Source organism: Polaromonas sp. P3_C2, from assembly GCF_056402675.1.
Genome location: NZ_JBFUGX010000002.1, coordinates 13,401 through 31,187, shown reverse-complemented (window position 1 = coordinate 31,187; position 17,787 = coordinate 13,401). Strand labels below are relative to the sequence as shown.

The following is a 17,787-nucleotide window of genomic DNA, read 5'->3' as shown; positions in this document are numbered from 1 at the left end:
CGTACCCGCCGTCGGCCGCCACGATGTTGCCCTCATTGATCACGGCGCCGCCCGCGCTGCCGGCTTCAAAGCGGTTGTTGCCGGCCATGAAGTTGCCGTCCGAGATGTTCAGCGAGCTGGCCACCAGGCCGCCGACATTGACAGCTGAACCCTGACCGAACAGGATGCCCGAGGGATTGATCAGGTAGACCTGCCCGTTGGCATTGAGCTGGCCCATGATCTGCGAGGCATCGCTGGATGTGACACGGTTGAGGGCCACCGACGAGGCCGAGGGCTGCGCGAAATTGACTTTGGCCGCGCTACCGATGTTAAAAGTGTTCCAGGTAGCAACCATCCGGTCGCTGCCCTGTACCACGTTCATGACGTTGCCGCTCTGGCTGATGCTGCCGCTGCCAGCTGTGACCTGACCATTGGTAGGTAAGGCGCTGGCGTCCAGCGCATATCCCCGTACCGGGTATATGGCGCAAAGCGCTGACAGGATGGCTGCACTCAGCGGTGTCAGCGTCGGGCGGCTTTTACGTGGGAAAACCGGGGAAGAGTGGTATGTCATGCGAGCCCCTCAGAACGTGTAGTTGATACCGAAACCGATCGCGCGGATCGTGGTGCCTGCGCCTGCGCTGCCGAACACGCCGGCAACGGCGTAGTTGTAATTGGCCAGCGGTTGGTTGCGCAGCAGCACGTACTGCCCGAAAATCCTGAGCTGCTTGCTCCAGGCATAGGAGAAACCGATGGCCTGGGAGGTCGCACCCATACCTTCCGTCGAACAGTTCACGCCATTGCCGGAAATCATGGTGCAGTCGCCTGCGAAGGCTTTGGCATGGCTGGCGCGCAACTGCCAGGCACCTATCTTGTGTGAGACGCCGACCATGTAGGCGCGGCGGCGGTAGCTGGCGAGGTCGCTTGAAGTGACGCTGGTGTTGATGACACCGGACTCGGCATAGCTCAGTTCGTCGGCGATCAGCGAAACCTTGGTATCGCCAAAATCGTAGGCTACGCCGTAGCGCACGCTGTAGTCATTGGACGAAGTGCCCTGCGTGACGTGGGTATTGGTACCTACCCCGCGCGCGTTGCGGCCCAGGCTGGCTATGCCGAAATAATTCACATGCTGCTCAGCCGCAACCACAGCAGAAAATCCGCCGTTCTCATACGACAGGCTGCCGCCGTAGAGGTAGCCTGTATCAACGTCCGGCGCGGCCTTCATGCCGTTGTTCGAATAAGCCAGCTTGAGCTGGAAGCCGCCCATCTTGGGCGTCCAGTAGCCGAACACGCCGGCCTGGCGGCGGTTGAAAGCGGCGTCGTCGTTGTTTTCCACCGCCGCCGTGCCCACCGGGCCGGAGTTTTTAGTGATGCTGGTGGCGAAGCCCGGTGACCCGATGATGTTGTAGTGCGCCGCACTGGTGGTCGCGCCGAAGGGGTCGAAGGAAGAGGTGCTTTCCTTGAGCGGCATGTCCCAGTTGCCGTACATCGCGGTGCCAGCATCTGGATGGGCGACAGCCACGCCGGTATTACGCAGCTCTTGCCTGTGTGTCCAGTTCGGGGTCGCGTCGTCTCCGGCCGCGCCCGCGCTCAGTGACAGGCCCAGCTCCAACTGCCACAGCAGCTTCCACTGCTCATGGATTGGAATGCCGCCACGCGCGCCCACATACGACACATTGTCGCGCGCACGCCAGAAGCCCGACATGTTGCGCCCATTGGGCGTGGCCAGCTTGCTCTGGTCGGCGGGCGCCGCAGGGGTCGCGCCTGAGCGGCTCACGTATTCGGGGATGATGCCCAGTGATCCGTACAGCCGCATGCCGTCTTCCGCCTCCTCGAAATCCTCACCCCGGCTGCCGCTGCTGGAGGCCAGGCCCGTGAAGGCCTGGGGTGAACCCGATACCGATAGCCACAGGCGACGCGCGCTTTTTGGTTCGCTGACCGGATTGACGCCGGGCGACACCGCGATGCTGGCATTGAACACCAGGTCCTTGTTGTAGACGTTCAGGCCCACGCCATAGCCGTAGCGGCTCGCGCGGTTTTCGCTGTTGTCCCACGGCTTCTTGTTGATGGTCACGCGCCCTGCATCGGCGAACAGCGCACCTTCCACGACGGAGTTGCCGACAACACCCAGGGTCTTGCGCAGTTCCAGACGCGCCAGCATGCCCTGGTCGCCCGCGGCTTCGCCGGCAGGGTAAGCGCGCACGCCGCCGGAGCCGCCCAGGCTCATTTTCTCTGACGCGTCCAGGTTCTTGTCGGYGTACTGCGCGGTGACCGAGCCCAGCAGGGAGTAGCCGCCGCCAAGCTGCTGCAGGCGGCTGAACGACAGGTTGAGCTTTTTGTAGTCGCCTGCCGCATTGGCCGTGAAACGGTCCAGTGCTGCGTCGTTGGGCGTTTCTTTTTTCAGGTGACCCATACCCAAACGCGCGTTCCAGCTGTTGTTCGCCGACGCGCCTGTCCAGTCGTCACGCCAGTCGCCAGACAGGCCCGCACTCATCAGGTTGGCAGACTTTTCAACGGTCGTGCCGCCAGTAGTGTCCTGGAAATGTCGGTATTCCGTCGCCAGCGACAGATTCATGTTGGCGCGCCGGCTGCGCAGCAACGCCGCGTTGAGAAACAGCGTGCTCACGCGGGCTTCACCTCTGGCCTCTACTTCCTTGAGGTTTTTGCCGATGTTGTATTGCAGGCCCGCAAAATTCGCGCCTACTGACAGCCCTGTCGTGCCGAGGGGCTGCACATAACCAACGCCTGCAATACGCAGGCCTTCAAAAGTTTGCTGCGTATTCAGGCTGAAGCTTTCGCCCATGCCCAGTGCGTCGTTGAGGCTCAGGTTGGCGGACAGGCGATTGGCACCGGTGTAATAGCTGCCACCGTTGTCGATGCTCACGCGCGAGGTGATCGCCCCCATCTCGCTGACCTTGACGATGACGTCGGTGGCGCCCGGTTCTGCCGAAGGCCGCAACACCGCCTTGACCGTCACACCGGCGATGTCAGAGAGCCGCAGCAGCGTGTTTTCGAGGTCGCTTTCCTGGATCACCTCGCCCGTCTGTAGTCCCGCGAGATGTCGGCCTATCAGTTCCGGGTCCAGGCGCACGTTGGCATCGGGCTCGGCCACCACCCGGCCGATGACGCCTTCACGGATGCCGAGGGCAACCACACCGCCTTGTATTTCCTGTGCGGGGAGGTAGGCGCGCGCTACCAGATAGCCCCGGGTGCGATAGTAGGCCGTGATTTTGGCGGCGGCTTTGCCCAGCCCGGCGAAGTCCAGCTCGCGGCCGACAAACTCCTGCAGTTGGGCTTGCAGCTCGGATGCCGGCAGAGACCGGTTGCCGCTCAGTACAAAACCCGTGACCTGGATGCCCGTTCCGCCGGCGGTGGGGCTCTGGCCCTCATCACTGCCTTCCACCTCTTTTTCGATGCGCGCAGGACGCTGCACCGCCGCCGGCGGGCCGGCATTTTCCGTCGGCGAGAGCTGTTGCCGGTTCGCGTCGAAAAGAGTACCGGCGCTGGGCGGCGTCTGCGCATGGACGGCAAAAGGGGCGGCGGCCAGCATTGCGCAGATCCGCGATGCGAGGATTTTTCGCCGTGGTGCGGCAAGGCGTGAGGGTTCCATCATGGTTTTCGTCTTCTGTCTTGGTGTTGTGTCCGCGCGTCTCTGTGCTTCTTCTTTTTTTTCTTGTTGTGCTCGTTCGGCTTGTCCCTGTTTGTCCCGGCTGTTCGCTAGTTGCCGGCGGCATGGAAAATTTTTGCAGCAACATCGCGGGACTCAAAAATTTCGGCCGCTTCGTGCCCCGCGTCTGGCACCACCATGACCGCACGCGTCACGGGTGTCTGCCATTTCTGGGCTAAAAACTGTTCGTAGCGCATGTAATTCCTGTGCCGATTAAGCCGGTCTGTGCCCTGCATGGCGGCCCCGCAGGATTTGTCGAGTGACTCGTAGGCTGGGTCGTTGTCCTGCGCGCCCACCAGGTAGAGGACTTCACGCGCTGCATAGCGCTTGAACAACTGTTCGCCGTCCAGGCCCTGCCCATAGGGAACCATGTTGCCCAAGCCGTAGCGGAAGTTGTTGTAACCGGGGCAAAGGATGCTGTTCACAGGCTTGAAGCTCCCACCCTCCGGCCGGTTGTCATCCAGGTACAAATAGGAAGACGGGCTGGAGACTACATACCGCACGCGGACGCCCGACTTGCGCAACTCCTCCTCGCTGTTGTTGAGCACGGCATAGCGCTGCATTAGCTGTCCACCGGCTGAGTGGCYGATGAAAACGATTTCCTTGAGTACGGGAAAACGCTTGCCCGCGCTCAGATAGCGGGCGATATCGTCCAGCACGCCGCAGGAATTGATGGCCTCCTTGCCCCGGGAGGGCTGGCACTGCATCCAGTTGCCACCGCGCCAAAGCGGGATATTGCCGTCAGGCGAAGTGTCTGATGCCGTCAGGAAGTGGGGTACCAGCAGCAACGTGCTTGATGCGTCCAGCCGCGCGGCTTCCAGCAAGCCCAGGCCCACGCCAAAATAACGGTCGGCATCGCGCTGCACGCCATGTACAAAAATGACCGCACGCTTAATCCCGGCGTCCGGCTGGCGCAAGTCAATGTTGGAATAGACCGCAAAGGGATATGCGGTGCCCGCGGCTTCCAGGTCAATTACCTGCTCCCTGGGCGGTTCGCCGGCGGCTTTGTCAGCTGCGGCGAAAAGACGCGCGCCAAAGAAAGCCAGGCCCATTGCCACCACCAGTTGTAACCACTTGTTTCTAGTGCGTGTCATACCTGTATCTCGCTTTGTCAAAAATGCAGACACCGAAAAGGCTTGACGCGTCGTGCTCGAATGCCGGGTGCTCCCGACTTACGCACTACAAATGGATCACAAATCCAGCGTTTCCCTTCACGGCCTTTTTTAGGAGATCCACCGGGAAAGATCAGTTGTAATAACTTGCAACTCACGGTGTTGTTGGCGATTCTAGGAAGACAACCGCTACCTGTAAAATATCTTGATTCTGGTACGTGAATACTTTAAAAGTATCTTATGAGCAAGAATCCAGCAGCGAGGATCAGCGTGACACGCGATGGACGTTAGCCACTGGATTGATACCGGGTAGGCATCGGTTCCACGCAAATTCGGTGTGGACGTGCCTCGACTCCAATGCTGGAATGCGGTCTGGCGCTAACCCCGTGCGCTCTAAGGGGATAGCCGCTGAGCGTGCGTTTTTGATGGAAGGTCCCAAGGCGCCATTGCCTCGCGGATCAGCGCGACGTGCGGATGATGACCTTGCCGCGCGCATGACCGCCGGCCACCTGCTCAAGCGCCGCGCGGGCGTCATCCAGCGGATGGATTGTGTCGAGGATCACCTGGAGCCGTTTGTCGTCGAAGCGCTTGAGAATCAGCGCCAATGCCGCAGCATCGCCGCTGAAGAATGCGAAGACGCCGTGGATATCTCCACGCGGCTGTATCGTGTGATCGACGATCGACACCACCGTCCCGCCCGGCCTTGTCACTCGCCACGACCGCTCGAGAGTCTCCCCACCAATCGTGTCGATGACCAGGTCCAGGTCTCGCCAACGCTCTGCAAAGTCATCACGGCGGTAATCGATAATTTCGTCCGCACCCAATTCTTTGACCAGTGTGTGGTTCTTTGCAGAAGCCGTGGCTAAGACGTGCGCACCTGCCTGCCTTGCGAACTGGACGGCGAAGCTGCCCACGCCACCGGCTGCCGCGTGAACCAGCACGCGCTGCCCCGCCCTTAACTTTCCAGCCCCAAACAGTGCCAGCCAGGCCGTACCAGCTGCCGTCGGCAACGCTGCGGCCTGCTCGTAGCTCATCTCAGCGGGAACCAGGCACAACGCGCTTGCGGACAGCAGGGCAGACTGCGCGAAGGCACCCCCCGCCGTCGGCGCGAGCCTCCCCACGACGCGGTCACCGGGCTTGAACCGGTCAACCTCTGGACCCACGGCTTCAATCACACCGGCAAGGTCAGTGCCTAACGTATAGGGCAAAGTGACAGGAAAGACAGGCTGCATGGACCCGCCAAGGATTTTCAGATCCAGCGGGTTCACGCTCGCCGCCTCGACGCGGACCAGGGCCTGACCGCCACCCGGTGTGCCCAGGGCGGCATGTTCAATATCCGCCTGGCTGGCGCCGCCGAATGCATGGATGCGAAGTGCTTTCATCAAATTCTTTCCCAGTTAATCGCCGAGTGGAGGGAAGCTTCCAAGTTGCAGGAAAACGCCAAACCAGTCTTCCAGGTGCCAGGTTCGCTGGATACGCGTCTCATGGAATTCGTGGAACTCGTGGATGCGGATGCTGACCTTTTTTCCGGTTGCCGCAATGCCGAAGAGTGGCCCCAGATGGGTACCCGTTATCTCAGCCCGTACACCGATACGCCCGGGTACCTGAATCAAGTCGTGAATGGCAATATGGACGTCCGGCAGGGCTTCGATGAAGCTGCGGATGATCGGTTTCAAACCCTCGGGTCCCGGGCCTTGCCCGGGCGCCAGCGGAATGTCATCCCAGTCGGCAGTCACAGCGCTGTCCAGCAGGTCCGGGTTCTTGTCGTTGAATGCGCGATACAAGGTTTCGGTGGCGCGGCGCTCAGCCATCATCTGTGTGGTGTCGTTCATTTGTCCGGCTTTCGGTGGTTGAAGTGGAAGAAGGCCGATTCTGGTAGACCGATAAAAATCTGTCCAACAAATGACTTATATACAGTTATATTTGATTCATGGATTTTCATGGCATTGATCYGAATCTGCTCGTGGCGTTTGACGCGCTGATGGACGAGTGCAATGTGACCCGCGCAGCCGCGCGGGTAGGCGTGAGCCAACCTGCCATGAGTGCCGCGCTGTCACGTCTGCGAACGTTGTTTGGCGACCCGCTGTTCCTGCGCAGCGCAGAAGGACTTCTGCCGACAGCGCGTGCCAGGGAAATCGTGGGACCCGTGTCGCAAGCACTGCGGCAAATCAAGACAGCTCTCGTGCAGGAGCCGGACTTCGAGCCCGAGCAGGCATCTCTGGTGTTCAACCTTGGACTGTCCGACTATCCGGCTTTCGTATTGCTGCCCGCACTTGTCAGGGAGCTGGCGCGCGCGGCGCCGGGAATATCGCTGAGCGTGCACGCGATTAACAATCGGGATAGTGCGGTCGACATGCTGGACGCAGGAACGATTGATGCGGCAGTTGGCGTCCCGCCGACCCATGCAGAGAGACGGATATTGACACGGCCTGTTCTGAGAGACGAGTTCGTGACCATCGTTCGCCGGGACAACCCGGCAGCGAAGCGAAGCATGGGTCTGAAGGCATTTCTTGCGCTGCCTCATGTGCTCGTGTCACCTGAGGGTGATCGCCATGGCCTGGTTGACGAGGCGCTGGCCGGGCTGGGGAAGCGCCGCACCCTCGCACTGACGCTTCCGCAGATGTTTGCCGCGCCCGCGGTGGTGGCCCAGACAGATACCACGGCCACGGTGATGAAGCGCGTGGCCCTCAAATCCCCGGCTCTGCGCAAGCTGGTCTTGTTTCCGCCGCCTGTTGCGTTGCCAGAAGTCGTCTTCGACCTCATCTGGCACCGACGGAACGATGCACATCAGGTGCAGCAATGGCTCAGGGAATTGATCGCATCACTTGCTTTGGCTGCCTAGAATAATAGAACCCGCCAGTCGCTTCACCGTGACGAATTTCAGTGCAGTTGGGCTTTGAAACGCTGCGGCGTGCCTGCGCGACAACGGCAAACAAGAAAAACCATGATTGGTGCGGCTGGCGGGGATCGAACCCACGACCCTTGGCTTCGGAGGCCAATACTCTATCCACTGAGCTACAGCCGCAACGCTGGAAACGGTCTGCGCCGGATTCGCGGCCGAGGGGCGCAAAATCAGGGCAATTTGCACTGCGCGGGCGATTCACGCCGCGCAACGTCTCCGATTCTACCAGCCGGCCGTGACGCTCCCCGGCCTCTGCAAGCCCCCAGTTATAATGTGAGGTTGCTGAGCAAGCGCTGCCCAAGAGCGCCATATCACCACGCGATAGCCCCCCGATTCTTAGTTTTTTGAGGACGCCATGAGCGCAAACGACCACACCACGGCCCACGAAGAAGCCCATACTGGCCCCATCAAGACCCCCCAGCAACTGCTGGCTGCGGTTTTTTTCTCTTTTGTCGTTCCTGTTTTCGCCATCATCGGCCTGGTGTATTACGTCGCTTCGGCCAACAAGCCAGCTGCGGGTGCGGACGAAGGCGCCAAGGCGGTTGCGCAGCGCATCCAGAAGATCGGCGCGGTTGAAATCCGTGATGCCAACCGTCCGCTGAAGTCCGGCGAAGAGGTCTACAAGGCGCAGTGCGTGACTTGCCATGGCACGGGTGCAGCCGGTGCGCCGAAGTTTGGCGATACGGGTGCCTGGGCAGCCCGTATCAAGACCGGTTTTGACGCGCTCTGGCATTCCGCCCTGAAGGGCAAAGGCGCCATGGGAGCCCAGGGCGGCGGTGATTTTGAAGACGTCGAAATTGGCCGTGCAGTGGTTTACATGACGGCTGCCGCAGGCGGCAAGTTTGCGGAGCCAGCCGCCCCGGCAGCTGCTGCCGCTACGGCACCTGCAGCCGCAGCCGCCGCACCGTCCGCAGATGTGGTCGCCGCACTCGCTGCAGCCAACAAGACGGCAGCGCCAGCCGCCGGTGCAACGCCGGCTGCAGCCGGTGGTGCCGCACCTGCGCTGTATGGCCAGGTCTGCGCAGCCTGCCACGTGGCCGGCGTTGCCAATGCACCCAAGCTGGGCGACAAGGCTGCATGGGCTCCCCGGATTTCCGCAGGTGTCGAGGCACTGACAGCCAGCGCCATCAAAGGTAAGGGCGCCATGCCTCCCAAGGGCGGCTCGGCCGCCTCCGATGGTGAAATCAAGGCCGTGGTGCAGTACATGGTCAATACGTCCAAGTAAACGCTGTCGTGCACCCCAAAAAAAGCCGGTCAATGACCGGCTTTTTTAATGGAAATTTGATGTAAATTCAAAAGGAAATGGGCTGCAACCCAAGCAGAGCCAGCGCAAACAGCTACTTTTTTTGTAGCAGCTGAGGGCTTCGCACATAGCCGAACCGGCGCGACAAATCGCTGGCCAGGACTTCCTCGGGCACCCACAGGCCCTGCTCTATCGCGTCAGCCGCATGCGTCATGTCCTGGGTATGAACGAGGCCAAAACCCAGGTCGGTTTCCAGGTAGACCCTGCCGGATTCGTCCACGATGCAGCGCTGCGGCCGCGCCGTTTGGCCGGAATGGGCTGTGACCTCAAACATAGGTGCCGGGGCGACACGCCAGACCAGCGGCGTCACTTCGAGCTCCACATACACGCGCTGTGGCCCATTCTGGAAGAACCACTGGCCAGCAGCGTCGCTTTCATAATTCCGCTGAATGAAATCGATCAGCTTGTCGTGCTTGAGCAGCGAGCCCTTGCTGGCCGCATGGCGCGCGGCATCCAGGCCAGGCGCGCCACCAAAAGGTCCCGCGGCCTGGGCCCTCTCATCACGCATGTACCAATTGCCGCGTGCGTCCAGCCCCAGCCAGCCGTAGCAGTCGGGAACATTGGGCCATTTCGCAATGGCCTGCCTGACGATGTCATCCATGCCGCTATTTTGCGCTGCACACGGCAGGTGCGATGTGGGCAGGGTTATGGGTAAGCATCAAAGATGCGCAGCCAGGAAACCGGTGACCGCTTCCGGCATGGCACGCACATGACCAGGAAATGGCGGCGAAGGAAACCCGACATGGCCGCCCTGTGCCGGCTGCCAAAGCGTGACATGGCTGCCGGCGTCTGCGGTTTGCGGCAGGCTGCCGGCCGGCACAAAGGGATCGTTCAGCGCGTTCAGGGCCAGCGCCGGCACGGCAATGCTGCGCAAATGCGGCTTGGCAGAGGCACGCAGCCAGTAGTCATCCGCATCCTTGAACCCGTGGACAGGCGCGGTGAATACATTGTCGAAAGCGTACAAGTCGCGCGCGGCCAGCAATCGGTCGCGGTCAAAAAGACCTGGGTGCTGCTCCAGTTTTTTCAGCGCCTTCGGCACCATGGTTCTCAGGAACATGCGGGTGTAGACCTGCCGGTTGAATCCCCGACCTATGGCCCAGCCGCTGGCCGTCAGGTCCAGCGGCGAACAGACGGACGCAATACCGCTAACCACCTGGCGGGCCTCCGCGCCAAGCTCGCCGGCCCAGCGCATCAACGCATTGCCACCCAATGAAATGCCTACGGCAACGACCGGCCCGGAATGGGCCTGCGCAAAGCGCCGCAGTATCCAGTCTATCTCTGCAAAATCTCCTGAGTGATAAGCCCGCGGCGCTAGGTTCAATTCACYGGAACACCCCCGGAAGTGTGGAATGGCGCAGCCCCAGCCGCGCTCGCGAGCCACATCGGCAAGCGCTTCGGCGTAGTGGCTGGCAGATGACCCCTCAAGCCCATGAAACACCACCAGGAGTGGCACTTCCTTGCGCGATTCCTTGCGTCTCATCTCGATGGATTCGTTGCCCGTCGGGGAAGCTGCCGGAAACCCCGACGAAGGCTCGTTTCCATCGAGCATCCAGTCAACGTCGACAAAGTCGCTATCGGGGGTATCCCAGCGCTCGCGGCGAAACACGGGCGGCGGGCCCAGGTAGCGGCGTGACCGCAGCGCAGCCCAGATGGTCTGCAAATTGCCGCCCGGCAGCCACCAGGGTGCTGCGTATTTCACCGCAGGCCTTTCAGTGCAGGACGGTCGGTGTTTCCGACACTTCCTGCATTTCTCGCGGCGTGCCGGGACTGGCATGGTGTGCCACCATGCGCCAGCCTTGCGCACCCTTGTGATACACATTGGTGGCAATCACGTAGGCATGCCGTGGCCCTTCATCGGTCAGCACCTCGATGCGTTCCAGCACGCTGTGCACGCAGGCGCTCATGGTCTCGACCTTTCGCACCTTGATGGCCTGGGCATTGATGGTGCCATTGGCAAACATGGCGTCAAAAGTGGCGCGTATGGCCGCCGGGCCCACCAGCCGGGCGCCACCCGGGTGCACACAGACGATGTCGTCGTCATCGCCCCAGCAGGCCATGAGCTTTTCGATGTCGCCGCTTTGCAGCGCGTCATAAAAAGCCGCCTCGATGTCATCGGCGTTGCCGCTGCTGGCGGGCGGGACTTTGGGTTTGGGCATGGGAAGGCGTCAGTCCGGCTTGGCGTTGGGTGGTGAATTCTGCTCGGGATTGAGCCTTGCAGCAAGCCACGAGCGTACGACACCTTGCATGCTGTTGTCTTGCGGCCCGATACGCCGGCCGTTTCCGCCGCTCTGGTTAGCCTGCCAAAGCACCTCAGGCGCGGCCACATGGGTACCCGGCGGCAAAACCTGCAGCGCTGCGTCGATAAACTCTGCCAGCTTGGCAGGACGCACCGGCTGCTCGGCTGCGGGAATCATGAACTTGAGGGTCGACAGCATCCACGACGCCGTCTTCTCGAAAAAATTGGCGCCCGCAATACCTTCGGTCTTGCGCGCCGAGCGCACCAACAACACGCGTTCAAAGCCCAGTGAAGCCACGGCTTGCTCATCGAGGTCGGCCAGTCCGCGCTTGAGGGCATCGGGTAAACGCCCCGAAGCGTGGGGCACCACCACAACCAGTGTCTGTGCGCCACAGCGTTTCAACCAGCGGGCCAGCACCGGCAGTTGTCCCGGCACGGGCGTCCACAGTGTGCGCTCACGCCCATAAAAAAGCCGTGGCGGCTCAAACATGACCAGGCCGGTATGAACAAGCTGAGGCCGCGCGGGCCATGCCTCGATTGCTGAAGCATCACCTGCCAGCACAATCCCCACGCCGGCCATACCGGTGGTCATGGTTTCAGTAGCCAGCACCTCGGTGTGCGCATAACGTCCGCTGCCCACAAGGCGGCGCAACACTTCATTGCCCAGCACGCCGGTCGCGCCCGCAATCATCAGACGTGGTTTCGCGGCTGCCGCCGCCAAGGGGCGCAGGTTGGCCTGCAGAGCTTGGAATGCCTGCACGGACCCGGGGGAATGAGGCGTCATCGACATTCGACTATGTTAGTGTTGCGGCTTGCATTTTCGAAAGACATCGCCATGAAATCCCGCTTTTTAAACCTGTTCCTTGTCAGCATGCTGGGCCTGCTCCTCACGGGTTGCGGCTACAACGACTTTCAGCGCCTCGACGAGCAAACCAAATCGGCCTGGTCTGAAGTGCTGAACCAGTACCAGCGCCGTGCCGACCTGGTGCCCAACATTGTGGCCACGGTCAAGGGCGAAGCCGCTTTTGAACAGGACACCCTGACCAAGGTGATTGAAGCACGCGCCAAGGCCACCTCCATCCAGGTGACGCCGGAAACCCTGAACGATCCGGCAGCCTTCAAAAAATTCCAGGCAGCGCAAGGCGAATTGGGCAGTGCGCTGAGCCGCCTGATGGTGGTCAGTGAACGCTACCCCGACCTCAAGGCCAACCAGGGTTTTCGTGACCTGCGCGTGCAGCTGGAAGGCACCGAAAACCGCATCACGGTAGCACGCAATCGCTACATCCAGGCGGTCCAGGAATACAACGTGCTGACACGCAGTTTCCCAAGCAACCTGACGGCCATGGTCTTCAGCTACAACGTCAAGCCGAACTTCACCGTGGCCAATGAGGCACAGATTTCCGCACCGCCTGTGGTGGACTTCACGAAGAAATAAGTTTCTACAGGACTTGCTGTGCAGCAACTAGCGGGTTGGATATTGGGCCGTAGCCTCCTCCGCTGGATGGCGGGATTGTTGCTGGCCGTGTGGCTGCCCCTTGTGGCCTGGGCGCAAGGCGTCCAGCCGGTGCCGGCCCTCACGGCGCATGTCATGGACAGCACTGGTACGCTGGATGCCACGCAACGCGCCGCCCTGGAGGCCAAACTGGTTGCGTTTCAACAAAGCCGCGGCGCACAGGTGGTGGTGCTCGTCGTGCTCAGCACCCAGCCCGAAGACATCGCCGCTTATGCCCAGCGTGTGGGCGATGCCTGGAAAATTGGACGCAAAAGCGTGGGCGACGGGCTGCTGCTGGTCGTGGCCAAGAACGATCGTAAGGTCCGTATCGAAACCACCAAGGCGCTGGAAGGCGCCATTCCGGACCTCGCGGCGCGCCAGGTGATCGACACCGCCATCACCCCGCGCTTGAAACAGGGCGACTTTGCCGGCGGGCTGAATGCCGCGGCTGACCAGATCATGGCGCTGATCAGCGGCGAAAACCTCCCAGTGCCTGAGCAAAAAAGTGCTTCGGACATGGCTGACAGCGGCTTCGAGTGGACCGACCTCGCGGTGTTCCTGTTCTTTGCCGTGCCGATAGGCGGGCGCCTGGCCGCCGGCGTCTTGGGGCGCAAGCTGGGCTCCATCGCCACCGGCGGCGCCGTCGGCGTGCTGGCCTGGGTGTTCACCAGCAGCCTGATTGTGGCCGGCCTGGCGGCTGTGGCGGGTATGGTGTTTGCGCTGGTGGCCAGCCTCGGCGTCCTGGGCAGCGGCAGCCGCTCTTCGGGCGGCTGGACCACTGGCGGCTTTGGCGGCGGGAGCAGCGGAGGAAGCTGGGGCGGAGGCAGCAGCAGTGGCGGCGGATTCAGCAGTGGCGGTGGCGGTGATTTCGGCGGCGGCGGCGCATCAGGCGACTGGTAGGCACATGCTCAATAAACCCAAGACCATCCTCAAGCACCTCTGGCTGGATGCCTCCGACGCCCAGCGCGCAATTGCACCCGACATGCTCAACCGGCTGGCCAGCCGGGTGACGGCCAGCGAGCGGCGGCACAGCGGCGAAATACGGATATGCGTGGAGGCCTCGTTGCCCATGAGCTACCTGTGGCGGCTGGGCAAACACCAGTCCATCGGCCAGCTCACGCGCCAGCGCGCGGTCACGATGTTCGGGAAGCTGCGGGTATGGGACACCGAACACAACAACGGTGTGCTGATTTATTTGCTGCTGGCCGAGCACGCCATTGAAATCGTGGCGGACCGCGGCGTGGCGCGCCATGTGAATCAAGCACAGTGGCAGGCCACGGTGTCGCGCATGGCCCAGGCGTTCAGGGAGAACCGGTACGAGGACGGATTGACACAGGCACTGGAAGAAACCTCAGCGCTGCTGATGGCGCACTTTGCCATCGATGGTATGCAGGGCGACGCACCCAACAATCCCAACGAACTGCCCGACGCGCCCTGGCTGCAATAGCCGGTTCGCAGGTACCGCGGGCCTGGCGCCGATAACGCCGCGTCAGGGCGCCAGAACCACGACCAACACAAAGAGGGCGACTGCCGCGAGCACAACCCGCGTCAGCCAGGCCTTGCGCACGCGCCTGGCCCGACGCTCGAGCGACGCTTCCTCTCCCCATATCAGGCTGTCTAAAAGACTGTCCATTTCGCACCTCGTTGCTGGCTTGAACCCACCACAACGATAAGGGAGCGGCCCGGGCCATGGCTGTCATTTAGCGTGTCCAGTTGTTACTTTGCCGGCTCGGGCCAGGCCATTTGTCCGGAAACCGCTCCCTATTTGATAGCTGCTTGCGCTCACCCCGTATGGGTTGGAGGCCTTTTTTGCTTGAATAGCGGAAGCACGCCAGATTTCCGCATGGCGCAATGGAACGTCGCGCCGCAGCCACTCATGGCGGCGGGCAGTTAGTCCATCAACGTCCACTTCTGCTCACTGCGCGCCGATTGCACCCTTCTCGATAAAGCGGACGCCGCGGTCTCCGTCCTCGACCCGCAGATAGCCGGCGTCCAGCGGATCAGCCGCTTGCCCGGCGGCACGCACGTGGACGTCGGCCGCCCTACGAGGTAGACATTCGCAAAGGGTTCATGAAGGACTCGGGTGGCCGGCCAGTTGGCCCGCTACGCAGAGGGAGCACAAAACAACCATCTTCGTCATTTTCAGGAATGACTGTGAGCGCTTCGCCAACGGCATGAACGGCCAAACTGATTCGAATTTCTCCAGATCGAAGCGCCCATAAAAAAACCGGCCATAGGGCCGGTTTTTTCTGAAGCGTGGAAGCTTACTTTTTCTGCCGATATTTGCGCAAAGCGGCAATCTGGGCGGCCATGACGGCGAGCTCGGACTGGGCCATGGCAATATCGATATCGCTTTTTGCGTTTTTCAACGCTTCTTCAGCAGCAGCCTTGGCTTCCATCGCCTTGGCTTCGTCCAGGTCCTTGCCGCGAATGGCGGTGTCAGAGAGCACGGTGACACAGTTCGGTTGCACTTCGAGCAAGCCGCCGGCCACGAACACGAACTCTTCGCTGCCGTCGGCCTTCTCGATGCGCACCGCGCCCGGCTTGATGCGGGTGATCAGCGGGGTGTGGCGCGGGTAAATGCCCAGCTCGCCGGCCTCGCCGGGCAAGGCGACAAAGTGCGCTTCACCGGAGAAGATGGACTCTTCCGCGGAGACCACGTCGACGTGAATGGTGGTTGACATAAACGCTCCTTAATGGAAAAAAGTTGCAGGGCCTGAGCCCTTAGACCTTCTTCGCCTTCTCGAAAGCTTCGTCAATCGTGCCGACCATGTAGAACGCCTGTTCCGGCAGGTGATCGCACTCGCCGGCCACAATCATCTTGAAGCCGCGAATCGTTTCAGCCAGGCTGACGTACTTGCCGGGAGAGCCGGTGAACACTTCAGCAACGTGGAAAGGCTGCGACAGGAAACGCTGGATCTTGCGGGCGCGGGCCACGGCCAGCTTGTCTTCAGGGGCCAGTTCGTCCATGCCCAGAATCGCAATGATGTCGCGCAGTTCCTTGTAGCGCTGCAGCGTGCCCTGCACGGCGCGCGCCGTGGCGTAGTGGTCTTCTCCCACAACGTTCGGGTCGAGCTGACGGCTGGTGGAGTCGAGCGGGTCAACCGCAGGGTAGATACCCAGCGAAGCGATGTCACGCGAAAGCACCACGGTGGAATCCAGGTGGGCAAAGGTCGTGGCAGGCGATGGGTCGGTCAAGTCATCGGCAGGAACGTAAACGGCCTGGATGGAAGTGATGGAGCCGACCTTGGTGGAGGTAATACGCTCTTGCAGGCGGCCCATTTCTTCGGCCAGCGTAGGCTGGTAACCCACGGCGGAAGGCATACGACCCAGCAGTGCGGACACTTCGGTACCGGCCAGCGTGTAGCGGTAGATGTTGTCCACGAAGAACAGCACGTCGCGGCCTTCGTCACGGAAGGACTCGGCGATGGTCAGGCCGGTCAGCGCCACGCGCAGACGGTTTCCTGGAGGCTCGTTCATCTGGCCATAGACCATGGCCACCTTGGATTCGCCGAGGTTCTCGAGGTTCACAACACCGGAGTCGGCCATCTCGTGGTAGAAGTCATTGCCTTCGCGGGTACGTTCACCCACACCGGCAAACACGGACAAACCCGAGTGCGCCTTGGCGATGTTGTTGATGAGTTCCATCATGTTCACGGTCTTGCCGACGCCGGCGCCGCCGAACAGGCCCACCTTGCCGCCCTTGGCGAACGGGCAAACCAGGTCGATCACCTTGATGCCGGTTTCCAGCAGTTCCTGCGATGGCGAGAGTTCGTCATAAGCAGGCGCCTTGCGGTGGATGGGGGCGGTCAGGGTCTGGTCGACCGGGCCGCGCTCGTCAATCGGCGCACCCAGCACGTCCATGATGCGGCCCAGCGTGGCTTTGCCCACGGGAACGGTGATGTTGGCGCCGGTGTTGTAAACCATGTTGCCGCGGCGCAGGCCGTCGGAGGTACCCAGCGCGATGGTGCGCACGATGCCGTCACCCAGCTGCTGCTGGACTTCSAGSGTCAGCSCGGMGCCTTCSAWTTTCARCGCGTCATAGATCTTGGGCATCTGRTCGCGCGSGAAYTCCACGTCAACCACCGCACCAATACACTGAACAATCTTGCCTTGAGCTTGAGCCATGATTGAATCCTCTTTCGTTTCTTTAAATCTTTAAATCGGGTGTGGCGGCCTAAACCACGATCAGACCGCTGCAGCACCGGCAACGATTTCCGAAAGTTCTTTCGTGATCGCCGCTTGACGCGTTTTGTTGTAAACCAGCTTGAGTTCGCCGATCACGCTGCCGGCGTTGTCCGTTGCGGCCTTCATGGCCACCATGCGGGCAGACTGCTCGGACGCCATGTTCTCCGCAACCGCCTGATAGACCAGCGCTTCCACATAGCGGATCAGCAAGTCGTCGATGACGGTTTGCGCGTCAGGCTCGTAGATGTAATCCCAGCCGTGCTGGTCCTTGTCGGCCTGCAGGTGCGCTGCCGTCAAAGGCAACAACTGCTCGACCACCGGTTCCTGGCGCATGGTGTTGATGAACTTGGTGTAGCACAGGTACACCGAATTGATCTTGCCTTCGCTGTAGGCATCGAGCAGCACCTTGACGGGGCCGATCAGCTTTTCCAGGTGCGGCTTGTCGCCCAGCTGCGTCGCATGCGACACCACCTTGGCGCCCACACGGTTCAGAAAACCGAGGCCMTTGTTGCCGATGGCCACAGCCTTCGCATCATGGCCGGCGGCCTGCACTTCCTTGAGCTTTGAGGTCACGGCGCGCAGCACGTTGGTGTTCATGCCGCCGCACAAGCCCTTGTCGGTCGTCACCACGATGAACCCGGTGGCCTTGGCGTCGTTGGACTCCATGAACGCGTGGGTGTATTCGGGGTTGGCCTGACTCAGGTTGGCCGTGATGTTGCGGATCTTGTCGCTGTAAGGACGGGCAGCGCGCATCCGCTCCTGCGCCTTGCGCATCTTGGAGGCGGCCACCATCTCCATGGCCTTGGTGATCTTCTTGGTGTTTTCCACCGATTTGATCTTGCCGCGTATTTCCTTGCCTGCTGCCATATGGATTCCTAAGGGGTTCCTGAGGGTTGCTTAATTACTTGCTT

General features: G+C 61.4%; 18 protein-coding genes and 1 tRNA gene. 5 read left to right on the top strand and 14 right to left on the bottom strand.

Annotated features, from left to right (window positions below):
- The 5 genes from AC1DWI_RS00335 to AC1DWI_RS00315 form a co-directional block, all read right to left on the bottom strand.
- A partial coding sequence (locus AC1DWI_RS00335; protein WP_477724237.1) for a two-partner secretion domain-containing protein occupies positions 1 to 550 on the bottom strand: 550 nt, incomplete at its 3' end.
- Between the two features lie 9 nt (positions 551 to 559).
- On the bottom strand, positions 560 to 3,589 hold the full coding sequence (locus tag AC1DWI_RS00330; protein WP_477724236.1) for a ShlB/FhaC/HecB family hemolysin secretion/activation protein: 3,030 nt from the start codon (positions 3,587 to 3,589) through the stop codon (positions 560 to 562).
- Between the two features lie 104 nt (positions 3,590 to 3,693).
- Positions 3,694 to 4,737 (bottom strand): hypothetical protein, encoded by a 1,044-nt coding sequence (locus tag AC1DWI_RS00325; protein ID WP_477724235.1) that lies wholly within the window; start codon positions 4,735 to 4,737, stop codon positions 3,694 to 3,696.
- A gap of 476 nt (positions 4,738 to 5,213) precedes the next feature.
- Positions 5,214 to 6,137, bottom strand: a complete 924-nt coding sequence (locus AC1DWI_RS00320) for an NADP-dependent oxidoreductase (RefSeq protein ID WP_477668842.1) — start codon at positions 6,135 to 6,137, stop codon at positions 5,214 to 5,216.
- A 15-nt stretch (positions 6,138 to 6,152) separates the two neighbouring features.
- Entirely contained in the window at positions 6,153 to 6,587 is a 435-nt protein-coding gene (locus AC1DWI_RS00315; protein ID WP_477668843.1) for an ester cyclase, read from the bottom strand.
- A gap of 98 nt (positions 6,588 to 6,685) precedes the next feature.
- On the opposite strand from AC1DWI_RS00315, the gene AC1DWI_RS00310 reads away from it, so the two are divergent.
- A complete protein-coding gene (locus AC1DWI_RS00310) occupies positions 6,686 to 7,597 on the top strand; it encodes a LysR family transcriptional regulator (protein WP_477724234.1) in 912 nt (303 codons plus the stop codon).
- A 107-nt stretch (positions 7,598 to 7,704) separates the two neighbouring features.
- Here the strand turns inward: AC1DWI_RS00310 and AC1DWI_RS00305 are convergent.
- A tRNA-Arg gene (locus AC1DWI_RS00305) sits at positions 7,705 to 7,780 on the bottom strand.
- A gap of 232 nt (positions 7,781 to 8,012) precedes the next feature.
- Here AC1DWI_RS00305 and AC1DWI_RS00300 point away from each other — a divergent pair.
- On the top strand, positions 8,013 to 8,882 hold the full coding sequence (locus tag AC1DWI_RS00300; protein ID WP_477668845.1) for a c-type cytochrome: 870 nt from the start codon (positions 8,013 to 8,015) through the stop codon (positions 8,880 to 8,882).
- Positions 8,883 to 8,994: 112 nt separating this feature from the next.
- Here AC1DWI_RS00300 and AC1DWI_RS00295 read toward each other — a convergent pair whose 3' ends face one another.
- Genes AC1DWI_RS00295 through AC1DWI_RS00280 form a run of 4 tightly spaced genes read right to left on the bottom strand, consistent with a single transcriptional unit; the run spans position 8,995 to position 11,956 of the window.
- Positions 8,995 to 9,561 carry a DUF2946 family protein gene (locus AC1DWI_RS00295; RefSeq protein ID WP_477668846.1) on the bottom strand — a complete coding sequence of 189 codons (567 nt, stop codon included), beginning with the start codon at positions 9,559 to 9,561 and terminating at the stop codon, positions 8,995 to 8,997.
- 57 nt (positions 9,562 to 9,618) lie between these two features.
- Positions 9,619 to 10,659, bottom strand: coding sequence for a YheT family hydrolase (locus tag AC1DWI_RS00290; protein WP_477724233.1), 1,041 nt, complete (start codon positions 10,657 to 10,659; stop codon positions 9,619 to 9,621).
- Positions 10,660 to 10,669: 10 nt separating this feature from the next.
- Positions 10,670 to 11,116, bottom strand: a complete 447-nt coding sequence (locus AC1DWI_RS00285; RefSeq protein WP_477668848.1) for a YybH family protein — start codon at positions 11,114 to 11,116, stop codon at positions 10,670 to 10,672.
- 9 nt (positions 11,117 to 11,125) lie between these two features.
- Entirely contained in the window at positions 11,126 to 11,956 is an 831-nt protein-coding gene (locus AC1DWI_RS00280; protein WP_477668849.1) for a hypothetical protein, read from the bottom strand.
- A gap of 75 nt (positions 11,957 to 12,031) precedes the next feature.
- On the opposite strand from AC1DWI_RS00280, the gene AC1DWI_RS00275 reads away from it, so the two are divergent.
- The 3 genes from AC1DWI_RS00275 to AC1DWI_RS00265 all read left to right on the top strand — a co-directional run bounded on the left by AC1DWI_RS00275 (position 12,032) and on the right by AC1DWI_RS00265 (position 14,135).
- Positions 12,032 to 12,631, top strand: a complete 600-nt coding sequence (locus AC1DWI_RS00275) for a LemA family protein (RefSeq protein WP_477668850.1) — start codon at positions 12,032 to 12,034, stop codon at positions 12,629 to 12,631.
- 66 nt (positions 12,632 to 12,697) lie between these two features.
- Positions 12,698 to 13,588, top strand: coding sequence for a TPM domain-containing protein (locus tag AC1DWI_RS00270; protein WP_477668937.1), 891 nt, complete (start codon positions 12,698 to 12,700; stop codon positions 13,586 to 13,588).
- A gap of 4 nt (positions 13,589 to 13,592) precedes the next feature.
- Complete coding sequence (locus tag AC1DWI_RS00265) at positions 13,593 to 14,135, top strand: TPM domain-containing protein (protein WP_477668851.1); 543 nt, start codon at positions 13,593 to 13,595, stop codon at positions 14,133 to 14,135.
- 42 nt (positions 14,136 to 14,177) lie between these two features.
- Here AC1DWI_RS00265 and AC1DWI_RS00260 read toward each other — a convergent pair whose 3' ends face one another.
- From AC1DWI_RS00260 to atpG, 4 genes are all read right to left on the bottom strand, one after another.
- Entirely contained in the window at positions 14,178 to 14,321 is a 144-nt protein-coding gene (locus AC1DWI_RS00260) for a hypothetical protein (RefSeq protein WP_477668852.1), read from the bottom strand.
- A 631-nt stretch (positions 14,322 to 14,952) separates the two neighbouring features.
- Positions 14,953 to 15,372: a F0F1 ATP synthase subunit epsilon gene (locus tag AC1DWI_RS00255; RefSeq protein ID WP_477648282.1), complete on the bottom strand. Its 420-nt coding sequence runs from the start codon at positions 15,370 to 15,372 to the stop codon at positions 14,953 to 14,955.
- Positions 15,373 to 15,412: 40 nt separating this feature from the next.
- Positions 15,413 to 16,816: a F0F1 ATP synthase subunit beta gene (gene atpD / locus AC1DWI_RS00250; protein WP_477724232.1), complete on the bottom strand. Its 1,404-nt coding sequence runs from the start codon at positions 16,814 to 16,816 to the stop codon at positions 15,413 to 15,415.
- Between the two features lie 60 nt (positions 16,817 to 16,876).
- Positions 16,877 to 17,743 (bottom strand): F0F1 ATP synthase subunit gamma, encoded by an 867-nt coding sequence (gene atpG, locus AC1DWI_RS00245; protein ID WP_477724231.1) that lies wholly within the window; start codon positions 17,741 to 17,743, stop codon positions 16,877 to 16,879.
- Positions 17,744 to 17,787: the final 44 nt, after the last annotated feature.